This window comes from Nesterenkonia populi, assembly GCF_007994735.1.
GTDB classification, from domain to species: domain Bacteria; phylum Actinomycetota; class Actinomycetes; order Actinomycetales; family Micrococcaceae; genus Nesterenkonia; species Nesterenkonia populi.
Genome location: NZ_VOIL01000001.1, coordinates 1,311,542 through 1,328,374 on the forward strand (window position 1 = coordinate 1,311,542; position 16,833 = coordinate 1,328,374).

Consider the following 16,833-nt stretch of genomic DNA (forward strand, 5'->3'; position numbering starts at 1 on the left):
TGTTGCTCCTTACCGCCCGACCACGCCGGTCCGGTTGATCAGGGTGTCCAGCATCTGGTCCACGGCCGTCATGACACGTGCCGCTCCCTGGTATGCGTGCTGATGCGTCAGCAGAGCCATGTTCTCCTCGTCCAGGGAGACCCCGGAGTGAGAGCGCTGCGCCTCCGTGGCACTGACATGCGCGGTGGACGCATTCACTGAGGCGGAGGATGCCTGCCGCACATCCGCGCCCACCTGGGCGGCAAAGGTCCTCCACATCTCGTCGGGGCCGCCGGGAGCTTCGCCGAACTCCACGATCCGGGCGGCATTGGAGCCGTCGAGCGGACCCTGGCCCGCTGTGCCGGTGGCCAGCTGAGCGGCGTCGGTGACCGCGACGTTCAGCGAGGCCGCCGGATTGTCATCGTCCAAGGTGAAGAAAGCTGCCCCCGGCTCGCCGCTGACGGTGACGCCCGCGGCCTGGGCAGAGTTCACCCGCCCCGCAAGATCCACGGCGATGGCATCCATCGCCGCTGCGGCCGAGGCGATGCGTCCGCCGTCCTCGGCGGAGCCGAGCAGGGTCAGACCGCCGGCGATCTCCCCGCCGGTGATGGACACTGCGTCAGCCCCGGCACTCCGGTGCGCCCACGTGATGCCGGGAGTCTCGGCGTCGGAGAGCCGCCCGGTCCCGGAGACCTCCAGGCTGCGGGAGGACGAGCCCTCCACCAGGGCGGTGCCGCCGATGAGCACATCTGCGGTGCCGTTCGGGCTGGTGCGCACCTCGGCCCCGGTGAGCTCAGCGATCCTCGTGGTGAGCTGATCCCGCTGATCCATGAGCTCGTTCGCCGAGCCGCCGGCAGCCTGCTGGGTGCTGATCTGCCTGTTCAGCTCCGCCACGGAGGCCGCGGCAGAGTTGACCTCATCCACATGCGAGGTGAGCACGCTGTACTGGGAGGAGTATTGGGAGGTCAGCTCCCCATGCATCCTGTTCAGCCGGTCTGCCGCCGCCTGGCCGTTGGCGATGAGAACCGCAGCGGGAGGCTGCCCGCCGGGCTCCGCGGCAACCTCCTCCCAGGACTGCCAGTACTCGCTGAGCAGCTCGGAGAGCCCGCCCTGGCCCGGTTCCCGGAGGATGTCCTCGATCTGGGAGAGGCCCTGCGCGGCAGCGGAGCTCTGCCCGGCTGCTGCGGCGGTGCTGCGCACCCGAGCGTCGAGCTGGGCGTCGTTGAGCCGCGCGATGTCGGTGACGGTGACGCCGCTGCCGGCCTGGCCGCCGCTGAGGCTGAGGCGGCCCACCTGGGCGGGAGCCCCGGCAGCGGCGGTCTCCACGCGCTGGCGGGTGTAGCCCTCGGTGTTCACGTTGGCGATGTTCTGGCCGGCGGTCTCCAGGCCGCGCTGGGCAGCGGTCAGGCCTGTCCATGCAGTGTTGAGTCCGCTGAAGGTGCTCATGGATTACAGCTCCGTGTCCAGAAGTCGGGGGGAGGCCTCTGCGCCGCCGCGGCGCTGCGGGTCATAGGTGTAGGTGGCGGAGTCCAGGGAGGCGAGGGTCTCCTGGGTGGCGCGCTGGGCGCCGCGCAGAATGGCGGTGTTGGTCTCCTTCAGCGCGGAGATTCGCTCTGCGGTGGCGCGCAGGGCAGTCAGGTGGTTCTCCAGGACTTCCCGCCACGCGAGGTCTGCGGTGGCCGCGGTGATCCGGCCCAGGGGGGCGTCGCTGTCGAGGCCGAGGGAGGCGGCCACCTCCGCGGACTCAACTGCGCGGGCCAATGAGGCAGTGCTGACCTTCTCCACGACGGTGTCGATCTCTCGGGTGGCCCGGTCCAGCCACTGGGTCTTGCCGGCCACCAGGAGCAGCTGCTGCTCCTCCATCTTGAACTCCAGCAGATCCAGGAGCTCCCGCTCGCGCCAGAGCCGCGCGGTCAGCGAGTTCAGCGACATGGAAGCTCCTTGTCAAGATCAATGGGGTTCTCAGTGCTTACTATCGGCATGGATTCCCAGCCCGTAAGGGCGACACGGCGGCAGATTGGGGCCCTGCTGGCGCAATGTAAGTATCAGTTAACGTGCCGTTAGCAATTGCATGGTTGAATCATGGGACGGTCAGGATGACTTAAGGGCATTTTAGGGTGGCTTCCAGGAATGGATGCTAGGGGCCGCCACAACTGAATCAATGGGGCGGCGTAGGCAGCCGTTCTGTTGTGTACAAGGCAATGGGGATTGCACCTTGAACACAGAAGCACGAAACCAGCTGGTGGCAGACAACCTTCCTCTGGTCGGATACCTCGTCTCTGACCTGTGCGCGAAGGTGACGCACCTTTCTCGTGAGGACCTCACCTCGGTGGGGTCCATCGCGCTCATCCAGGCGGCGGACGCCTATGACGCCAGCACGGGTGTCCCGTTCGGCGCCTATGCACGCCGTCGGATCATCGGCGCGTTCGCCGACGACATGCGCTCCGCGGACTGGGCGGGCCGGGGCCAGCGTCAGCGGATCCGGCAGACCAAAACCGCGGAGGAGGCGCTGACGAAGGCGCTGGGCCGCAGACCCACCACCGCGGAGATCGCTGAGGCGATGGGGGTGGAGGAGAAGACTGCGGCCTCCGCCCTCCAGGACGCAGACCACCGGGAGGTCACCCTCGAGGATGAGATGTCCGACTACCTGGTGGCCGAGAGCTCCACTCCGGAGCAGGAGCTGATGGCCTCCGAGCAGGCGCACATGACGCGCGAGGCGGTGGACGCGCTCCCTGAGCGGATGCGGTTCATCGTCACCGAGCTCTTCTTCGAGGGCAGCACGGTCAAGGAGATCGCCGCGCAGCTGGGCATCACTCATTCTGCCGTCTCCCAGCAGCGTTCCGAGGCGATGCGCATGCTCCGCACGGCTCTCTCCGATCACTACGCGATGGGCGCTGCGGAGTCTGCTTCGGGGGCCGGGGCCGGGGCCAGACGGCGTGAGCAGTTCTCCGAGACGTTCGGTGAGCGGGTCCGGGGCGGCCTGCTCTCAGCACGCCGCCTGACCGCCACAGCCTGAGTGCCGCTCAGTTCTTTAGAAGATTGTTCCCCGCTGCTAACGGTCCCTGGGTGGGGTGCCGATAGCTCTGGTTGAGGTCCATGGACGGACCCGTTTCAGCATCAGAAGAACTCTTCATGGAGGAATGAGATATGTCTCTGCAGATCAACACCAACGTTGCGGCTCTGAACGCACACCGCAACCTGTCCAACACCCAGAACTCCCTCTCCAGCTCCCTGGAGAAGCTGTCCTCCGGTCTGCGCATCAACCGTGCCGCCGACGACGCCGCAGGTCTCTCCATCTCCGAGGGTCTGCGCAGCCAGGTCAACGGCATGGAGGTCGCGGCCCGCAACGCCCAGGATGGCGTCTCCCTCATCCAGACCGCTGAAGGTGCCCTGACTGAGGTGCACGACCTGCTGCAGCGTGCTCGCGATCTCGCCGTCCAGGCCGGCAACGACTCCAACAACGAGGATTCTCGCGCGGCGATCGCCACCGAGCTGAACCAGATCGGCGCGGAGCTCGAGCGTATTGCTGAAGGCACTAACTTCAACGGCATCGCGCTGCTGAACGCCGAGGGAGAAGATAGTGATCTGACCTTCCAGGTCGGCGCGGGGAACACTGAGAACGACACCATCAGCATCGACCTGACAGAGATCTCCCTAGATGCGGTGACTGGCGTGTTCCTTGATGAAGGCGAAAGTGTGATCGATGTCACCGACAATGCAAATGCGCGGGAGCTGATCGACGATCTCGACGATGCTATCGGTCAGGTCTCTACCGCTCGCTCCGAGCTGGGTGCCACGCAGAACCGTATGGAGTCAGCGATCAACAGCCTCAACGTCTCCCGCGAGAACCTGGCTGCTGCTGAGTCCCGCATCCGGGACGTGGACATGGCCGCTGAGATGACCGAGTTCACCCGGTCCAACATCCTGTCCCAGGCCGGCACCGCCATGCTGGCTCAGGCCAACCAGTCCACCCAGGGTGTGCTGCAGCTCCTCGGCTGATCCGCTCACGCTGATACATAGCGATGGGGCTGCTCCGGGCCCGTGAAGCGGCCCGGGGCGGCCCCGCCTATCAAGGAGCCCCTCATGACTTCCATGGCAATGCCCGGCATCGCCACCGGCATGGACACCAGTGCGATCGTCGACCAGCTCATGGCGGTGGAGGCCATCCCGCAGCAGCAGCTCCAGCAGCGGGCAGCAGGCCAGAACCAGTTCCTGGACACCCTCCGGAGCCTCAACAGCCAGGTGGCAGACCTGGGCGGCACCGCCCGCGACGCCTCCAGGTCCGACGCCCTCCAGCACTTCACCGCCTCCACCAGCACAGACTCCGTGGTCGCGACCGCCAGTTCGAATGCCGCCCCAGGTGCCCTGGACTTCACCGTGGACGCCGTCGCGGCCCGGCACACCATGGTCACCGACGCCGTCGCCGAGTGGGACACCACCAGCTTCACCATCACCGGAGCCGACGGCGAGGCCCACACCATCGAGGCCGCCTCCGCCTCCCTGAACGACATCGTCCAGGCGATCAACCGCTCGGACGCAGGCATCAACGCCACCCGGGTGGCCGCGGGCGACGGCACCCACCGGCTGCAGCTCGCAGCCGCCGAGACCGGCGCGGACGGCGCCTTCACCCTCACCGGCACAAGCATCGGCTCCACGGTGACCGCAGAGGGCGCCGACGCCGCCGTCACCCTCTGGGCCGGGACCGCCGCCGAGCAGCGGATCACCAGCCCCACCAACACGTTCTCCGACCTGCTGCCCGGCGTCGACGTCACCGTCTCCCAGCCGTCCGCAGCCCCCGTCACCCTCAGCATCGAGCAGGACGCCGAAGCCTCGGCCTCCACCGCCCAGGAACTCATGGACGGCCTCAGCTCCGTCCTCGGGTTCATCTCCGGACAGTCGGACGTCAGCACCGAAGGCGACGAGGTCACCGCCTCCCCGCTCACCGGCGACTCCACCTCTCGGGCCGCGAGGCAGCGTCTGGTGGACGCGGCCATCCAGCCGATCAACGGCCAGTCGCTCTCCAGCATCGGCATCGAGATCAGCCGCAATGGGGAGATCACCTTCGACGAAGCCCGCTTCACCCAGGCCCTGGCGAACGACCGTGAGGGCACCGAGGAGATGTTCGCCGCCTTCGCCGGGCGCATCGCCGACACCGCCGTCTCCCTCTCCGACAGGTATGACGGACAGATCACCTCCCGGATCACCGGTCAGGAGGCGAGCATCCGCCGCACCGAGGACCAGATCGCCACCTGGGACACCCGGCTGGCGAACCGGCGCGCCGCCCTGGATCGCACCTACGCCTCCCTCGAAGTCGCGATCCAGCAGATGAACTCCCAGATGGAGTACATGCAGTCCCAGCTGGCCGGGCTGCCCCAAGCCAACCAGGCCAGCTGACCCCGCCCGACCTGACCCCACAGCCCCTTCGAGGAGAAGACGATGAACCAGTTCGGAGCCTTCCCCGGCAGCGCCTCCCAGATGCGCGCCAAGATGCAGCGCGAAGCTGTGCTCTCCGCCAGTCCCGGCAAGCTGCTCACCATGCTCTACGATCGCCTCATCCTGGACCTGGACCGGGCCGAGGCCGCCCAGCACCAGCAGAACTGGGCCGAGGCCCTCGAGCAGCTCATCCACGCCCAGCAGATCCTCGGCGAGCTGCTCTCCACGCTGAGGACCGACCAATGGTCCGGGGCCGCCCAGCTGCAGAGCCTCTACATCTTCTGCACCGACCTGCTCATCAGAGCGAACGTGGAGCGCGACGCCGCCAAGACGCGTCAGGCACGCGACCTGCTCGAGCCGCTGCGGCAGACCTGGCACGAGGCGGCTGCGCAGGAGGAGGGCAGCACGCCCGCACCTCAGCCCAGCGCCCCGACGGCCCCCGCCCAGCCCGCCGGCTCAGGCGCCCTGGCCGCAGCCCAGGCGGCCCGGGGGCAGGGAGGGCTCCTCGGTGTCGCCTGAGCGCCGCGCCTCCCGCGCCCAGTGGGAGCAGTACCTGCAGCGCGTGGAGACCTGGGCCCAGCACGCCCTGAACTCCGCCTACGTGGGGGAGGAGCCGGAGGCCGATCTCCCCGAGCCGCCCGAGCAGCCGACTCTTGCGCTCCCGCCAGAGTTCGCCGAACGTGCCCGGCAGGCGGCGCTCACCCTGCAGCAGGCCTCCCAGGACGCGCGTGCTGCCCAGGAAGAAGTGGGCCGGCAGATCAGCACCCTGCGGAAAGCCCCAGCGCCGCACACGATGCCCGATCAGGCCCGGTACCTCGACGTCAGCGGCTGAGCCCGCCGTACGAACGTGATTACGTTCCTGAGCGTCACCTGAAAAAAGGTGATGAATTCCTCTAACCGAGGAACAGCCCCCGCCGACAGTGCGGGGTGAGCACGGATTGCTCCCAGCGAATCGGCCAGGGATTGGCCGTCCAAAGGTGGACAAGCCGCACCGAGGCAGGTGCGGCCCTACGACGCATCCCTGGGGGAGCAATGTTCGATTCCGTGACAACCCGAGCGCTCACCAGCGCGCTCGACGGCTTGGCGGCCCGGCAGAGCGCCATCGCTGACAACCTCGCCAACGTCAACACCCCGAACTTCCACGCCCGCCGCGTCCAGTTCGAGGACGCGCTGGCTGACTCGGTGCGCCAGGGCGACGGCGCGGTCGAGGCCGCCGCCTCCCGCTCCTTGGAGCCCACCCGCCTGAACGGCAACAACGTCAACACGGACACTGAGACGCTCTCCAACGCCGACACCGTGCTGCGCTACCAGTTCGCCGCCCAGTCGCTGACCGGTCACTTCAGCAACGTCCGCACCGCCCTCAGGAGCGCCTGACCATGCCTATGGACGCCATCGGAATCGCGGGAACCTCTCTGAGCACCCACCGCAAGTGGCTGGACGCGGTCTCCGACAACCTCGCCAACGTCAACACGGTCACCTCCACCGATGACGACGCCTTCCAGGCCCGGTACGTGACTGCCGTCGCCAATGCTGACAACCAGGGCGTCTCCGCAGCCGGAAACGAATGGGGCGACCCGGAGGGCCGGGTGGTCCATGAGCCCGACCATCCCCTGGCCGATGAGGAGGGGTACGTGCGGTACCCGGACATTACGCTCTCCGACCAGATGGGCAGCCTCATCATGGCCCAGCGCGGATACCAGATGAACACCGCGGTGGTGGACCGAGCCATCGACATCTACCAGGCCGCCATCCAGATCGGAGCCCAGCAGTGACCGAAGCGATCTTCTCGGCAGCGCCGACCACGGCCACCGGATACGTTCAGCAGCAGCCCCAGCTCGAATCCGCCGGGGCTCTGGCCGGGGCCAGCGCCGCCGAAGGCGCAGGCTCATCCTTCGCCTCCATGCTCGGCGGAGCGGTGGACGACATCTCAGGCATGGAGTCCAGCGCCCGGCAGCTGTCCGTGGACGGTGTGAGCGGCAACCTGGACGACCTCCACCAGGCCACCTTGGCCCAGCAGCGGGCCTCACTGGCCTTCGAGACCATCTCCGCCTTCCGCAACCGCGGGGTGGAGGCCTTCAACGAGATCATGCGGATGCAGGCGTAGACCATGGCAGAGACGACGACGGACCGCAGCGCAGGCGCCAGGACCAGCCCGATGGACGCTGTGCGGCAGCACTTGGCCGGGTGGAGCGCGGCCCAGAAGACCTTGGCCATCATCGGTGCTGCTGTGCTCGCCCTCGGCGGGTACGCGCTCTACCACTTCATGTCCCAGCCGAGCATGGCTCCTGTGTACACCGGCCTCGCCCCGGAGGACTCCTCCGAGATCGTTGAGCAGCTGCGCGCCGACGGCGTCCCCTACGAGCTCGCCTCCGGCGGCTCCACGGTCCTCGTCCCGGAGGAGCAGGTGTACGAGGCCCGCATCCAGGCCGCCTCGGCCGGGCTTCCCGCCTCCACCCGCGGAGGGTACGGGCTGCTGGACGACATGGGCGTGACCTCCTCAGACTTCCAGCAGACAGCGACCTACAAGCGAGCCCTGGAAGGTGAGCTGGCCAGCACTGTCGAAGGCTTCAGCTCCGTGCAGACGGCAGCGGTGATTCTCTCCCTTCCCGAGGAGACCGTGTTCTCCGACGCTCAGCAGGACGCCACAGCATCCATCTTCATGGATCCGGCTCCCGGCACTGTGATCACCGACAACCAGGTGCAGTCGGTCATCCAGCTGGTCTCCGGCGCCGTGGACGGCCTGCAGCCGCAGAACGTGGCCGTGGTGGACGCCGACGGCGGCATGCTCGCCGCCGTGGGGGACAGCCCCTCCGGATCCGGCGCGGGGGCAGCGGCCGAATATGAGGAGCGCGTGGCCGAATCGGTGCAGGCCATGCTGGACACCGTCGTCGGCCGCGGGAACTCCACCGTCGCGGTGACCGCAGATGTGAACCCGGAGTCGGCCGAGCGCCTCGAGGAGACCTTCGAGGCTCCCGACGAGGTCCCTGCCCTGCGCGAGTCCTCCTCCTCGGAGAACTACACCGGAACCGGCGGGGGCGCGGCCGGCGTCCTCGGCCCGGACAACATCGCCGTCCCCGGAGGCGGTGACGGCGAAGGCACCTACACCGCGGAGACCGAGGAGCTCGAGAACGCCATCAACAAGGTCACCGAGACCACCACGGTCCCGGCCGGCGCGCTGAACAGCCAGTCGATCTCCGTGGCCGTGGACGAGGGCGCCGCCGCCGGACTGGACATGCCGGTCCTCACCGCGATGGTCACCGACGCCGCGGGCCTCAGCGATGAGCGGGGGGACGCGCTGAACGTCTCCATCGTCCCGTTCTCCACCGCTGACGCCGAGGCGGCGGAGGAGGCTCTCGCCGAGGCCGAGGCGCAGGCTGCCGCGGAGGCCGAGCGGGAGCAGTTCCAGCAGATCCTCACCAGCGCGATCATCGCAGGGGTGCTTCTGCTTCTGCTGCTCGCCGCCCTGCTGATCCTCCGTCGGAGGAAGAAGCAGGAGGCCGAGGAGCTTGAGGACCTCGGAGAGTCCTATCCCTATGAGGCCCTCGGGGCTCCGCCGGCTGCCGCCGCAGAGCAGCCTGGAGCCATCCCGCCGCCGCCGGCAGGGGCAGCTGCCCTGCCGCCCTCGGACCACGGCCCCGCCGGAGACGACGGCGGCGCGGCAGATCCCGGCGACGAGGAGTCCGTGCAGCGCCGTGCCGAGCTCAACGCCCTGGCTGCCCAGGATCCTGAACGGATGGCCGAGCACCTCCGGGCCCTGATGGACGAGGAGGCGGCCAAGGCATGAGTCAGGCTCCTGTCACGCTCACCGGCACCCAGAAGGTCGCCCTGGTGCTGATGCAGATGGACCGTCAGCAGGCCTCTGAGGTGCTGCGTCACTTCAGTGAGCTGGAGTCGGACGAGATCATCGCTGAGATCGTCCGTCTGCGCAGGGTGGACAGGCCCACCATCGAGAAGGTCCTGGCCGAGGTCCACCGCGCGATCCGGTCAGGGGCCCCTGCGGCCCGCGGCGGCAAGGACTTCGCCGCCTCCCTGCTGCAGGACACCTTCGGCGCGGAGCAGGCCGACGTCGTCATGGGACGGCTCGCCTCATCCATGGCCGGCAAGTCCTTCGAGTTCCTCGAATCCGTGGACCCCCAGCAGGTTGCTGTGCTCCTCTATGAGGAGCTCCCGCAGACCGTCGCACTGGTGCTCGCTCACCTGAAGCCTGACGTGGCTTCCGTGGTCCTCTCCGGGGTGGACGCCTCCCGCCGCACTGATGTGGCGACCTGCCTCGCCACCATGGGGCCGCCGTCGCCGGACGCCGTCCGGGTGGTCTCCGAGGTGCTGAAGTCGCGCATGGGAGCGTCCGCGGCGCCCAGCGAGCCGGCCGCCGCCGTCGGGGGAGTGCAGCCGCTGGTCGACATCATCAACCGCTCCTCGGTCACCGTGGAGAAGGAGTTGCTCGAGCAGCTGGCCGACCGGGACGAGCAGCTGGCCGAGGAGGTCCGGGCCCGCATGCTGACCTTCGCCGACCTCGTGAGGTTCGACCGGCGCGACGTGCAGCAGATCATGCGCGGCATCGACCCTCCTGTGCTCGCCCTGGCGCTCAAGGGCGCCCCGGAGCAGGTGGAGAAGGTCATCCGCGACAACGTCTCCGAGCGCACCAAGGGGATTCTCGACTCGGAGATGGAGACCCTCGGCGCGGTACGCATGTCCCAGGTGGAGGAGGCGCGCGCCGATGTCGTCCGCCAGATCCGCGAGCTGGAGAACGCAGGCACCATCACTGTGCAGCGGCTCGAGGAGGAGGATGCCCTTGTCCGCTGAGCAGGCCGCCCTGACCCCGCTGAGCTTTGCCACCCTCGGCGGTGCCGTCGTGGACACCCAAGACATCGAGGCGGAGCGTGCCCGCGCTCGCACCCAGGGCTACTCGGCCGGATACGCCGCCGGTGCGAGGGTGGCCGCGGAGCAGGCCCGTGCCCAGCAGGCCGAGCACGCCCGCAGGCTGCAGGCCCAGCGGGAGCAGGCCCAGGCAGAGCACGATGCCGAGCTCGCCGCACTGACCAACGCCGCCGACGCGCTCGCCTCCCGCACCCTCGAGGCGGTGCAGGCGGTGGACCGCTCCCTGACAGCGGCAGCCCTGGAGCTCGCCGAGGCGATCCTCGGCGCCGAGCTGAAGGACGGCCGCCACTGCGCGGAGTCCGCCCTGCGCCGCGTGCTGGAGAACACCGAGCCGGAGGACGTCCGGGCGGTGCGGATGAACCCCCGTGAGGCGCGGCTCATCGCCGAGCAGGCCCAGCAGGCAGGAGTCCGGGCCGCCGCTGACCCCGCGCTGGCACCCGGGGATGCTGTCGCCGACCTCGCCGAAGGGTTCCTCGACGCCAGGATCAGCACCGCCCTGCAGCGGTGCCGGGAGGCACTCGCCTCTCCGGGCGGGTCCTCCGCCCAGCCGGAGGCTGCCGCATGATCGCTGCACCCGCCGCCCCATACACTCCCGCGAGGCTCGACGCTCTGGTCCAGGCCGCCCGGCCGGCCCCGGCCGGAGAGGTCACCCGGATCCTCGGCCTGGGCGTGGAGGTCGGCGGGCTGAGGCCCAGCCGCAGCAGGCGGGCCGCCGCCTCGGGGGCCGCGGCCCGGCTGAGCATGGGAGTCTCCGTGCCGGTGGGAACCGTGGTCGAGATCGGGGTCGGGCGAACACCTGCCGAGGTGGTCGCCGCAGAGGGGGAGAGGCTGCGCTGCATGCCCCTGGCCCCCTTGGGCGGTGTCGCCGTCGGCGACGAGGTCCACGTCTCTGAGAAGCCGTCCCTCATCCCCGCCGGGCCCGGTCTGATCGGCCGGGTGATCGACGGTCTCGGGCGCCCGCTCGACGCTGAGGGGCTGGGCGTCTCCACCCGTCCCCTCGGGGAGCACGAGCTGGTGGGGCTGGACCAGGCCCCGCCGAACCCGATGCGGCGGCGCCGCATCGCCGAGCAGCTGCAGCTGGGCATCCGCAGCCTGGACACGATGACCTCAGTGGGCCGCGGCCAGCGCATGGGCCTCTTCGCCGGCTCCGGGGTGGGCAAATCCTCCCTGCTCTCCATGGCGGCCCGCGGCACGGAGGCGCAGATCAACGTGATCGCCCTGATCGGCGAGCGCGGCCGTGAGGTGCGCGAGTTCCTCGAGGATGATCTCGGCGCCGAGGGGCTGGCCCGGTCCATCGTGGTGGTGGCCACCTCGGACGAGCCTTCGCAGATGCGGCTGCGTGCGGCGTTCGCCGCGACCCGGATCGCTGAGTGGTTCCGCGCGGCGGGCCAGGATGTGCTGCTGATGATGGACTCGCTCTCCCGGGCGGCGATGGCCCAGCGGGAGATCGGCCTCTCGGTGGGGGAGTCTCCGGCGACCCGCGGGTACCCGCCGAGCACCTTCTCCCTGCTGGCCCGACTGCTGGAACGGGCGGGAACCGACGAGGCCGGCTCCATCACCGGCATCTACACGGTGCTGGTGGACGGCGATGACCACAACGAGCCGGTGGCCGACGCCGCCCGCTCCTTCCTCGACGGGCACGTGGTCCTGGACCGCAGGCTTGCCGTGGCCGGGCACTATCCGCCGGTGGACGTGCTCGGCTCCGTCTCCCGGTTGGCCTCCCGGGTGATCAGCTCGGAGCAGAAGGCCGCCGCGGCGAGTCTGCGCAAGGTGCTCTCGGCGCGCCGCGGGGCGCAGGACCTGCTGGATGTGGGCGCCTACCAGCGCGGCGCCCAGCCTCTGGTGGACACTGCGGTGGACCATGCCGAGGCCATCGACGGCTTCCTGCAGCAGGAGCTGGAGGAGAGGGCCTCGGCCGCTGATTCCTGGGTGCGGCTGTCCCGGCTGGTGGGCCGATGGGGGGCTGAGGGCTGATGGCACGCATGTTTCCGCTCTCCGGACTTCTGCGGGTCCGCAGCCTGCGCGAGGCCGACGCCGCGGGGCGGCTCTTCGAGGCCAATGAGAAGGTCCGGCGCACCAACCAGCGGCTGGAGAAGTTCCGCCAGCAGTCCGCGCAGCACGAGCTGCCCTCCGGGCCGCCGGAGTCGATGCTGGCAGTCGCCGCCTCCCGGGCCTCTGCCCGCAGCATGCTCGACGAGCTCTACGCCTACGCCGAGCAGGTCCGTGATGAGCAGCACGAGGCGGAGTCCGAGTATGCCCAGGCGAGACGGGGGCTGAAGGTCGTGGAGAAGCTGCAGGCCAGGCATGACCAGCAGGCTGCCTATGAGCAGCTCGCCGCCGAGCAGGCCGTGCTTGACGAGGCCGCCCAGAGGCTGGCGCGCACCGACGAGGAAGGAACACGATGACCTTCACCTCAGCGATGGGCCGCATCGGCCAGATCGAGAGCACCATCGGCGGGTTCCACCCCCAGCCGCAGGCCGGCTCCGCCCAGCCGGCCCAGGGCTCGTCCTCGTCCAGCGGCGGCAGCGGCCTGGCGGAGGGTTTCGCCCGTGCCTCCGGCAGCGGCCCCCAGCCCACCGCCGGAGCCGCCGGCTCGGGAACGGACTTCGAGGCGCTGATGCGTGTGCTCAGCTTCGCCGAGGACCTCGCCTCCGAGCAGCGCAGCCCCGGGTCCGCGGGCTCGTCCCCCTCGGCGAGCGGCGCAGCTGCGGCATCGTCGTCCTCCGGAGTGACCGCGGCGGCAGGCAGCAGATCCTCCGGAGGGGTCACCGGCAATGACGTGCTCGCCGCCGCTCAGCAGCACCACGGGGTCCCGTACCGGTGGGGCGGCACGAGTCCGAGCAGCGGGCTGGACTGCTCCGGGCTGGTGCAGATCGTGATGGGCGAGCTGGGCATCAGCGTGCCCCGGGTCGCCGCCGACCAGGCGCGGCAGGGCCGCGAGGTCGCCTCCCTCTCAGAGGCCGAGCCGGGTGACCTGATCGTGACCCGCAACGGCGGGCACATCGGCGTCTACGCTGGCGACGGCGAATGGACGCACTCGCCCCGCCCCGGCCGCAGCGTGGTCACCGAGCCGATCAGCGGAAACATCATGACCATCCGCCGCCTGGCGGACTCCCCCTCCGAAGCCGCGGCCTCAGCGGCCGCGCAGGCCGCCTCGGCTGACCGCAGCAGCTTCGAATCCCAGATGTCAGGAGCCGGCGCATGAGCACACTGCTGAACCTTCTCGCGGCGGCCCCCGCGGACCCGGGCGCTGCCGTCAAGGCCGCCGCCCGCACTCGTGGGGACGCTGAGGCGTTCTCCCGGCTGCTCGGCGCCGTCTCTGGAGATGACAGCGCTGAGGACCGCGAGGGCGAAGGCAGCCCGAAGCAGGCGCTCGCCGCTCTGCTGAAGGACGCCGCGGCCGCCGAGGACGAGCACCACGGGGCCGGCGCGGAGACCGAGGGGCTGCGCCGTGCGTTCCTCGCAGCCCTGCATGCCGGACCTCGCAGCGGCTTCGCTGTGCTGGAGACCGAGGAGACGTCCACGGTCCTCGTCGCAGAGCCTGAGGCCCTCGAAGCACTCGCCGAAGAGATTCCCGAGGCGCCGGCTGATGAGGACGAAGAGACGCCCGAGGCCGAGAGCGAGGACGCTCTGCAGGCCGATCCTGACGCTGACCCGCTGGTGTCAGACACCCAGGAGGGAGAACAGTCGCCGGCTCTGCCGACGAGCAGCGGCTCGCAGGAGCAGCAGGCCGACGACGCCGCTGAAGCAGGTTCCGGCGTCCCGGAGGCTGAGGGGGCTGACGAGGTCCCGGGGGCTGAAGCAGCTGATGACGCTGAGCAGGCAGACGGGGCCGAGGAGACAGCCGCCCTCGAGACGAGCCCGGCGCGCACTGACAGGCCCCCGCACGCCGCGGCGGCCGATGATGAGCCCTCCCCTGAGGGCATGCCTTCCGCGGAGGAGCCCGCCGTCGCCGAGGATGGTCAGACCGCAGAGGATCCGTCGGTGCAGACCGCAGAAGCCCCGGCGGCCAAGAATGGCCAGCCTGAGGAGGGGGACCTCCGTCCGGCAGACCGGCGCCCTGAGTCGCCCCGGCCGGGCGATGCTCAGAGCTCCTCCGCTCCGCCGTCCTCAGCTCAGCCCGGCAGCCAGCAGACCGGTGCCGCATCGTCTGCGCCGACCCAGCAGGTCAGCGGCGCGGACGCCGCTCCGGCGCTCGCCCCGCAGGCGCAGGGCACCCCCGCCGCGCACGCAGCCGGCTCGGCAGGCGCCTCCTCGCAGCCGGTGCCCCAGCCGCTGAACGCCCAGCTCAGCACACCGGTCTCCCAGGCAGCCTCCCAGCTGGTCAGCACCGGGGCGGGCGAGCGGACCATGACCATCCGCGTCGCGCCGGAGAGCCTCGGGCCGGTCACCGTCCGTGCGCATATGACGAGCGAGGGGCTCCGGATTGAGCTCTTCGCCCCGCACGAGCAGGGCCGTGAGGCGCTGCGCGGCATCGTCGCGGACCTGCGCCGCGATCTCGCAGGCATGGGCGTCAGCACCGGGGCCTCCCAGGTGAGCATCTCCGACCAGGAGGCCCCCGCGCCGTCGGGCTCCTCCCAGCAGGGCCAGCAGCAGCGCAGCGCGGATCAGCAGCTGATGGACGCCCAGGCCCAGGACCGCGAACAGCTGAGCCGCCGTCCGGGCGATGACGCCCCCGCCGCGCCGGAGGAGGCGCTCGCCGAGCCTGAGCCTGAGGCGGCTCCCCTGCCGCTCGAACCAGACCCCTCGGGCCCGCGGGCCCAGCACATCCCCGGCAGCCTGGACCTGATGGTCTGAGAGAAGGAGAGAAACATGCCAGACGCTATTGCTCCCTCCGTACCCCCGGGCATCGACCCGGGGCTGATCAGCGACGCCATCAGCACCGGGCCCAGCCCGTCCCCCCAGCCGCGCGAGCTGCGCCAGGAGATGGACGGTGAGGTGTTCATGCACCTGCTGGTCACCCAGCTCGCCAACCAGGACCCGTCCTCGCCGATGGACACCAACGACATGATCGCCCAGACCACCCAGCTGGCCTCCATGGAGCAGCTCACCCAGATGGGCTCCATGATGAGCGGCATGGCGGAGGCCCAGCAGCAGCTGCTCTCCATGGACCAGCGGGCCGCGGCCGCCGGACTGATCGGCCAGATCGCCACCACCGAGGAGGGCCCCGACGGCGAGGAGCCGACCACGGGAGTGGTCACCGGGGTCTCCTTCGACGGAGAGGAGCCCATGGTCGCCATCGACGGCGAGCCCGTGCCGTACTCCAGCATCGCCGCCGTCGCCGCACCCATCAGCGAGGAGGACTAGACACCCGCCTTGACCTCCTCCCGCACAGACCACCGCGCAGCCCGCAGGGCGCTGACACCCGTTTTGAAAGGTTGAACCAATGCTTCGCTCCATGAACTCCGGCATCTCCGGCCTCCGCTCCCACCAGACCATGCTGGACGTGACCGGCAACAACATCTCCAACGTCAACACCACCGGCTACAAGGGCCAGTCCACCCAGTTCCAGGACACCCTCAGCCAGATCACCCAGGGCGCAGCCGCGGGCGGCGCCGGCGCCGGCGGCCAGAACCCCGCCCAGATCGGCCTCGGCGTGCAGGTGGCCGGCACCAGCACCAACTTCACCCAGGGCGCGAGCCAGCGCACCGACGTCGCCACCGACATGATGATCTCCGGCGACGGCTTCTTCGTCCTCAACAAGGGCGGCGAGCAGATCCTCACCCGCGCCGGCTCGTTCAGCTTCGACTCCCAGGGACGCCTGACCAGCCCCGACGGCGGAATCGTGCAGGGCCGAATGGGCGTCGACGGCGAGGTTCCGGCCGGCGGTGCTCTGCAGGACATCACGCTGCCCCCGAACATGACGGTGGGCGGCACCGCCACCACGGCCGCCGAGGTGGAGGGCAACCTCCCCTCCGACGCGGAGGCGGGGGAGACCCGGACCCTGGACCGTGAGGTCTTCACCGAGGACGGCACCAGCGAGAACCTCACCCTCACCTTCACCCGCACCGCAGGCGGCTGGGACGTCGCGGGCTCCGTGGGCGGCGCCACCGCCGCCGGAAGCCTGGACGGCGGTCTGAGCGTGGGGGGCATCGACGTGGACCTCACAGGCGTGACCACCTACGCCGGGGTGGACAGCGTCTCCATCGCCTCCCAGAACGGCTCAGGCGCCGGTGTGCTGCAGTCCTACACGATGGGGCCGGACGGTACCCTCACCGGCCAGTTCTCCAACGGCGCCTCGGTCGACATCGCCCAGGTGGTGCTCGGCCAGGTGGACAACCCTGAAGGCCTGGAGAAGGTCGGAAGCTCCGGCTACACGGTCACCGCCAACTCCGGCGGCATCAACTTCGTCCAGCCCGGCGCCGGCGGTGCGGGATCCCTGGTGGGCGGGGCCCTGGAGATGTCCAACGTGGACCTCTCCCAGGAGTTCACCAACCTGATCGTCGCCCAGCGCGGATTCCAGGCCAACGCCCGAATCATCACCACCTCGGACGAGGTCCTGCAGGAGCTGGCCAACATCAAACGATGACGGCACGCCTCGGG

19 protein-coding genes are annotated in these 16,833 nt (G+C 69.9%); 17 read left to right on the forward strand and 2 right to left on the reverse strand.

Translation table 11 applies throughout. The annotated features are described in order from the left end of the window. Positions 1–9: 9 nt before the first annotated feature. Positions 10–1,425 (reverse strand): flagellar hook-associated protein FlgK, encoded by a 1,416-nt coding sequence (gene flgK, locus FWJ47_RS06075; protein ID WP_147105525.1) that lies wholly within the window; start codon positions 1,423–1,425, stop codon positions 10–12. Positions 1,426–1,428: 3 nt separating this feature from the next. Beyond that, positions 1,429–1,911 (reverse strand): flagellar protein FlgN, encoded by a 483-nt coding sequence (locus FWJ47_RS06080; RefSeq protein ID WP_147105529.1) that lies wholly within the window; start codon positions 1,909–1,911, stop codon positions 1,429–1,431. 283 nt (positions 1,912–2,194) lie between these two features. Between FWJ47_RS06080 and FWJ47_RS06085 the strand changes: the two genes are divergently transcribed. The 17 genes from FWJ47_RS06085 to FWJ47_RS06165 all read left to right on the forward strand — a co-directional run bounded on the left by FWJ47_RS06085 (position 2,195) and on the right by FWJ47_RS06165 (position 16,819). Then, entirely contained in the window at positions 2,195–2,995 is an 801-nt protein-coding gene (locus FWJ47_RS06085) for a sigma-70 family RNA polymerase sigma factor (RefSeq protein ID WP_170228502.1), read from the forward strand. A 131-nt stretch (positions 2,996–3,126) separates the two neighbouring features. Then, complete coding sequence (locus FWJ47_RS06090; protein ID WP_147105535.1) at positions 3,127–3,978, forward strand: flagellin N-terminal helical domain-containing protein; 852 nt, start codon at positions 3,127–3,129, stop codon at positions 3,976–3,978. An 84-nt stretch (positions 3,979–4,062) separates the two neighbouring features. Next, positions 4,063–5,373 carry a flagellar filament capping protein FliD gene (gene fliD / locus FWJ47_RS06095; RefSeq protein ID WP_147105538.1) on the forward strand — a complete coding sequence of 437 codons (1,311 nt, stop codon included), beginning with the start codon at positions 4,063–4,065 and terminating at the stop codon, positions 5,371–5,373. Positions 5,374–5,415: 42 nt separating this feature from the next. Further along, positions 5,416–5,931 carry a flagellar export chaperone FliS gene (fliS, locus tag FWJ47_RS06100; protein WP_147105541.1) on the forward strand — a complete coding sequence of 172 codons (516 nt, stop codon included), beginning with the start codon at positions 5,416–5,418 and terminating at the stop codon, positions 5,929–5,931. Further along, positions 5,921–6,244 carry a hypothetical protein gene (locus FWJ47_RS06105; RefSeq protein ID WP_147105544.1) on the forward strand — a complete coding sequence of 108 codons (324 nt, stop codon included), beginning with the start codon at positions 5,921–5,923 and terminating at the stop codon, positions 6,242–6,244. Before fliS ends, FWJ47_RS06105 begins: the two co-directional genes overlap by 11 nt. Before the next feature lie 200 nt (positions 6,245–6,444). Further along, a complete protein-coding gene (flgB, locus tag FWJ47_RS06110; RefSeq protein ID WP_147105547.1) occupies positions 6,445–6,786 on the forward strand; it encodes a flagellar basal body rod protein FlgB in 342 nt (113 codons plus the stop codon). Between the two features lie 2 nt (positions 6,787–6,788). After that, on the forward strand, positions 6,789–7,184 hold the full coding sequence (locus FWJ47_RS06115) for a flagellar basal body rod protein FlgC (protein WP_147105550.1): 396 nt from the start codon (positions 6,789–6,791) through the stop codon (positions 7,182–7,184). Further along, a complete protein-coding gene (gene fliE, locus FWJ47_RS06120) occupies positions 7,181–7,516 on the forward strand; it encodes a flagellar hook-basal body complex protein FliE (protein WP_147105553.1) in 336 nt (111 codons plus the stop codon). Before FWJ47_RS06115 ends, fliE begins: the two co-directional genes overlap by 4 nt. 3 nt (positions 7,517–7,519) lie before the next feature. Further along, positions 7,520–9,196 (forward strand): flagellar basal-body MS-ring/collar protein FliF, encoded by a 1,677-nt coding sequence (gene fliF / locus FWJ47_RS06125; protein ID WP_246126182.1) that lies wholly within the window; start codon positions 7,520–7,522, stop codon positions 9,194–9,196. Beyond that, positions 9,193–10,215: a flagellar motor switch protein FliG gene (gene fliG / locus FWJ47_RS06130; protein WP_147105556.1), complete on the forward strand. Its 1,023-nt coding sequence runs from the start codon at positions 9,193–9,195 to the stop codon at positions 10,213–10,215. Before fliF ends, fliG begins: the two co-directional genes overlap by 4 nt. Further along, entirely contained in the window at positions 10,205–10,855 is a 651-nt protein-coding gene (locus FWJ47_RS06135; RefSeq protein ID WP_170228503.1) for a FliH/SctL family protein, read from the forward strand. Before fliG ends, FWJ47_RS06135 begins: the two co-directional genes overlap by 11 nt. Next, a complete protein-coding gene (locus tag FWJ47_RS06140) occupies positions 10,852–12,264 on the forward strand; it encodes a FliI/YscN family ATPase (protein WP_147105563.1) in 1,413 nt (470 codons plus the stop codon). The genes FWJ47_RS06135 and FWJ47_RS06140 overlap by 4 nt, the downstream gene beginning before the upstream one ends. Next, on the forward strand, positions 12,264–12,695 hold the full coding sequence (locus tag FWJ47_RS06145; protein WP_147105566.1) for a flagellar FliJ family protein: 432 nt from the start codon (positions 12,264–12,266) through the stop codon (positions 12,693–12,695). Before FWJ47_RS06140 ends, FWJ47_RS06145 begins: the two co-directional genes overlap by 1 nt. Beyond that, positions 12,692–13,495 carry a C40 family peptidase gene (locus FWJ47_RS06150; RefSeq protein WP_147105569.1) on the forward strand — a complete coding sequence of 268 codons (804 nt, stop codon included), beginning with the start codon at positions 12,692–12,694 and terminating at the stop codon, positions 13,493–13,495. The genes FWJ47_RS06145 and FWJ47_RS06150 overlap by 4 nt, the downstream gene beginning before the upstream one ends. After that, positions 13,492–15,087, forward strand: a complete 1,596-nt coding sequence (locus FWJ47_RS06155; RefSeq protein ID WP_147105573.1) for a flagellar hook-length control protein FliK — start codon at positions 13,492–13,494, stop codon at positions 15,085–15,087. The genes FWJ47_RS06150 and FWJ47_RS06155 overlap by 4 nt, the downstream gene beginning before the upstream one ends. 15 nt (positions 15,088–15,102) lie before the next feature. Then, on the forward strand, positions 15,103–15,597 hold the full coding sequence (locus FWJ47_RS06160) for a flagellar hook assembly protein FlgD (RefSeq protein ID WP_147105576.1): 495 nt from the start codon (positions 15,103–15,105) through the stop codon (positions 15,595–15,597). 79 nt (positions 15,598–15,676) lie between these two features. Further along, on the forward strand, positions 15,677–16,819 hold the full coding sequence (locus FWJ47_RS06165; protein WP_147105579.1) for a flagellar hook protein FlgE: 1,143 nt from the start codon (positions 15,677–15,679) through the stop codon (positions 16,817–16,819). Positions 16,820–16,833: the final 14 nt, after the last annotated feature.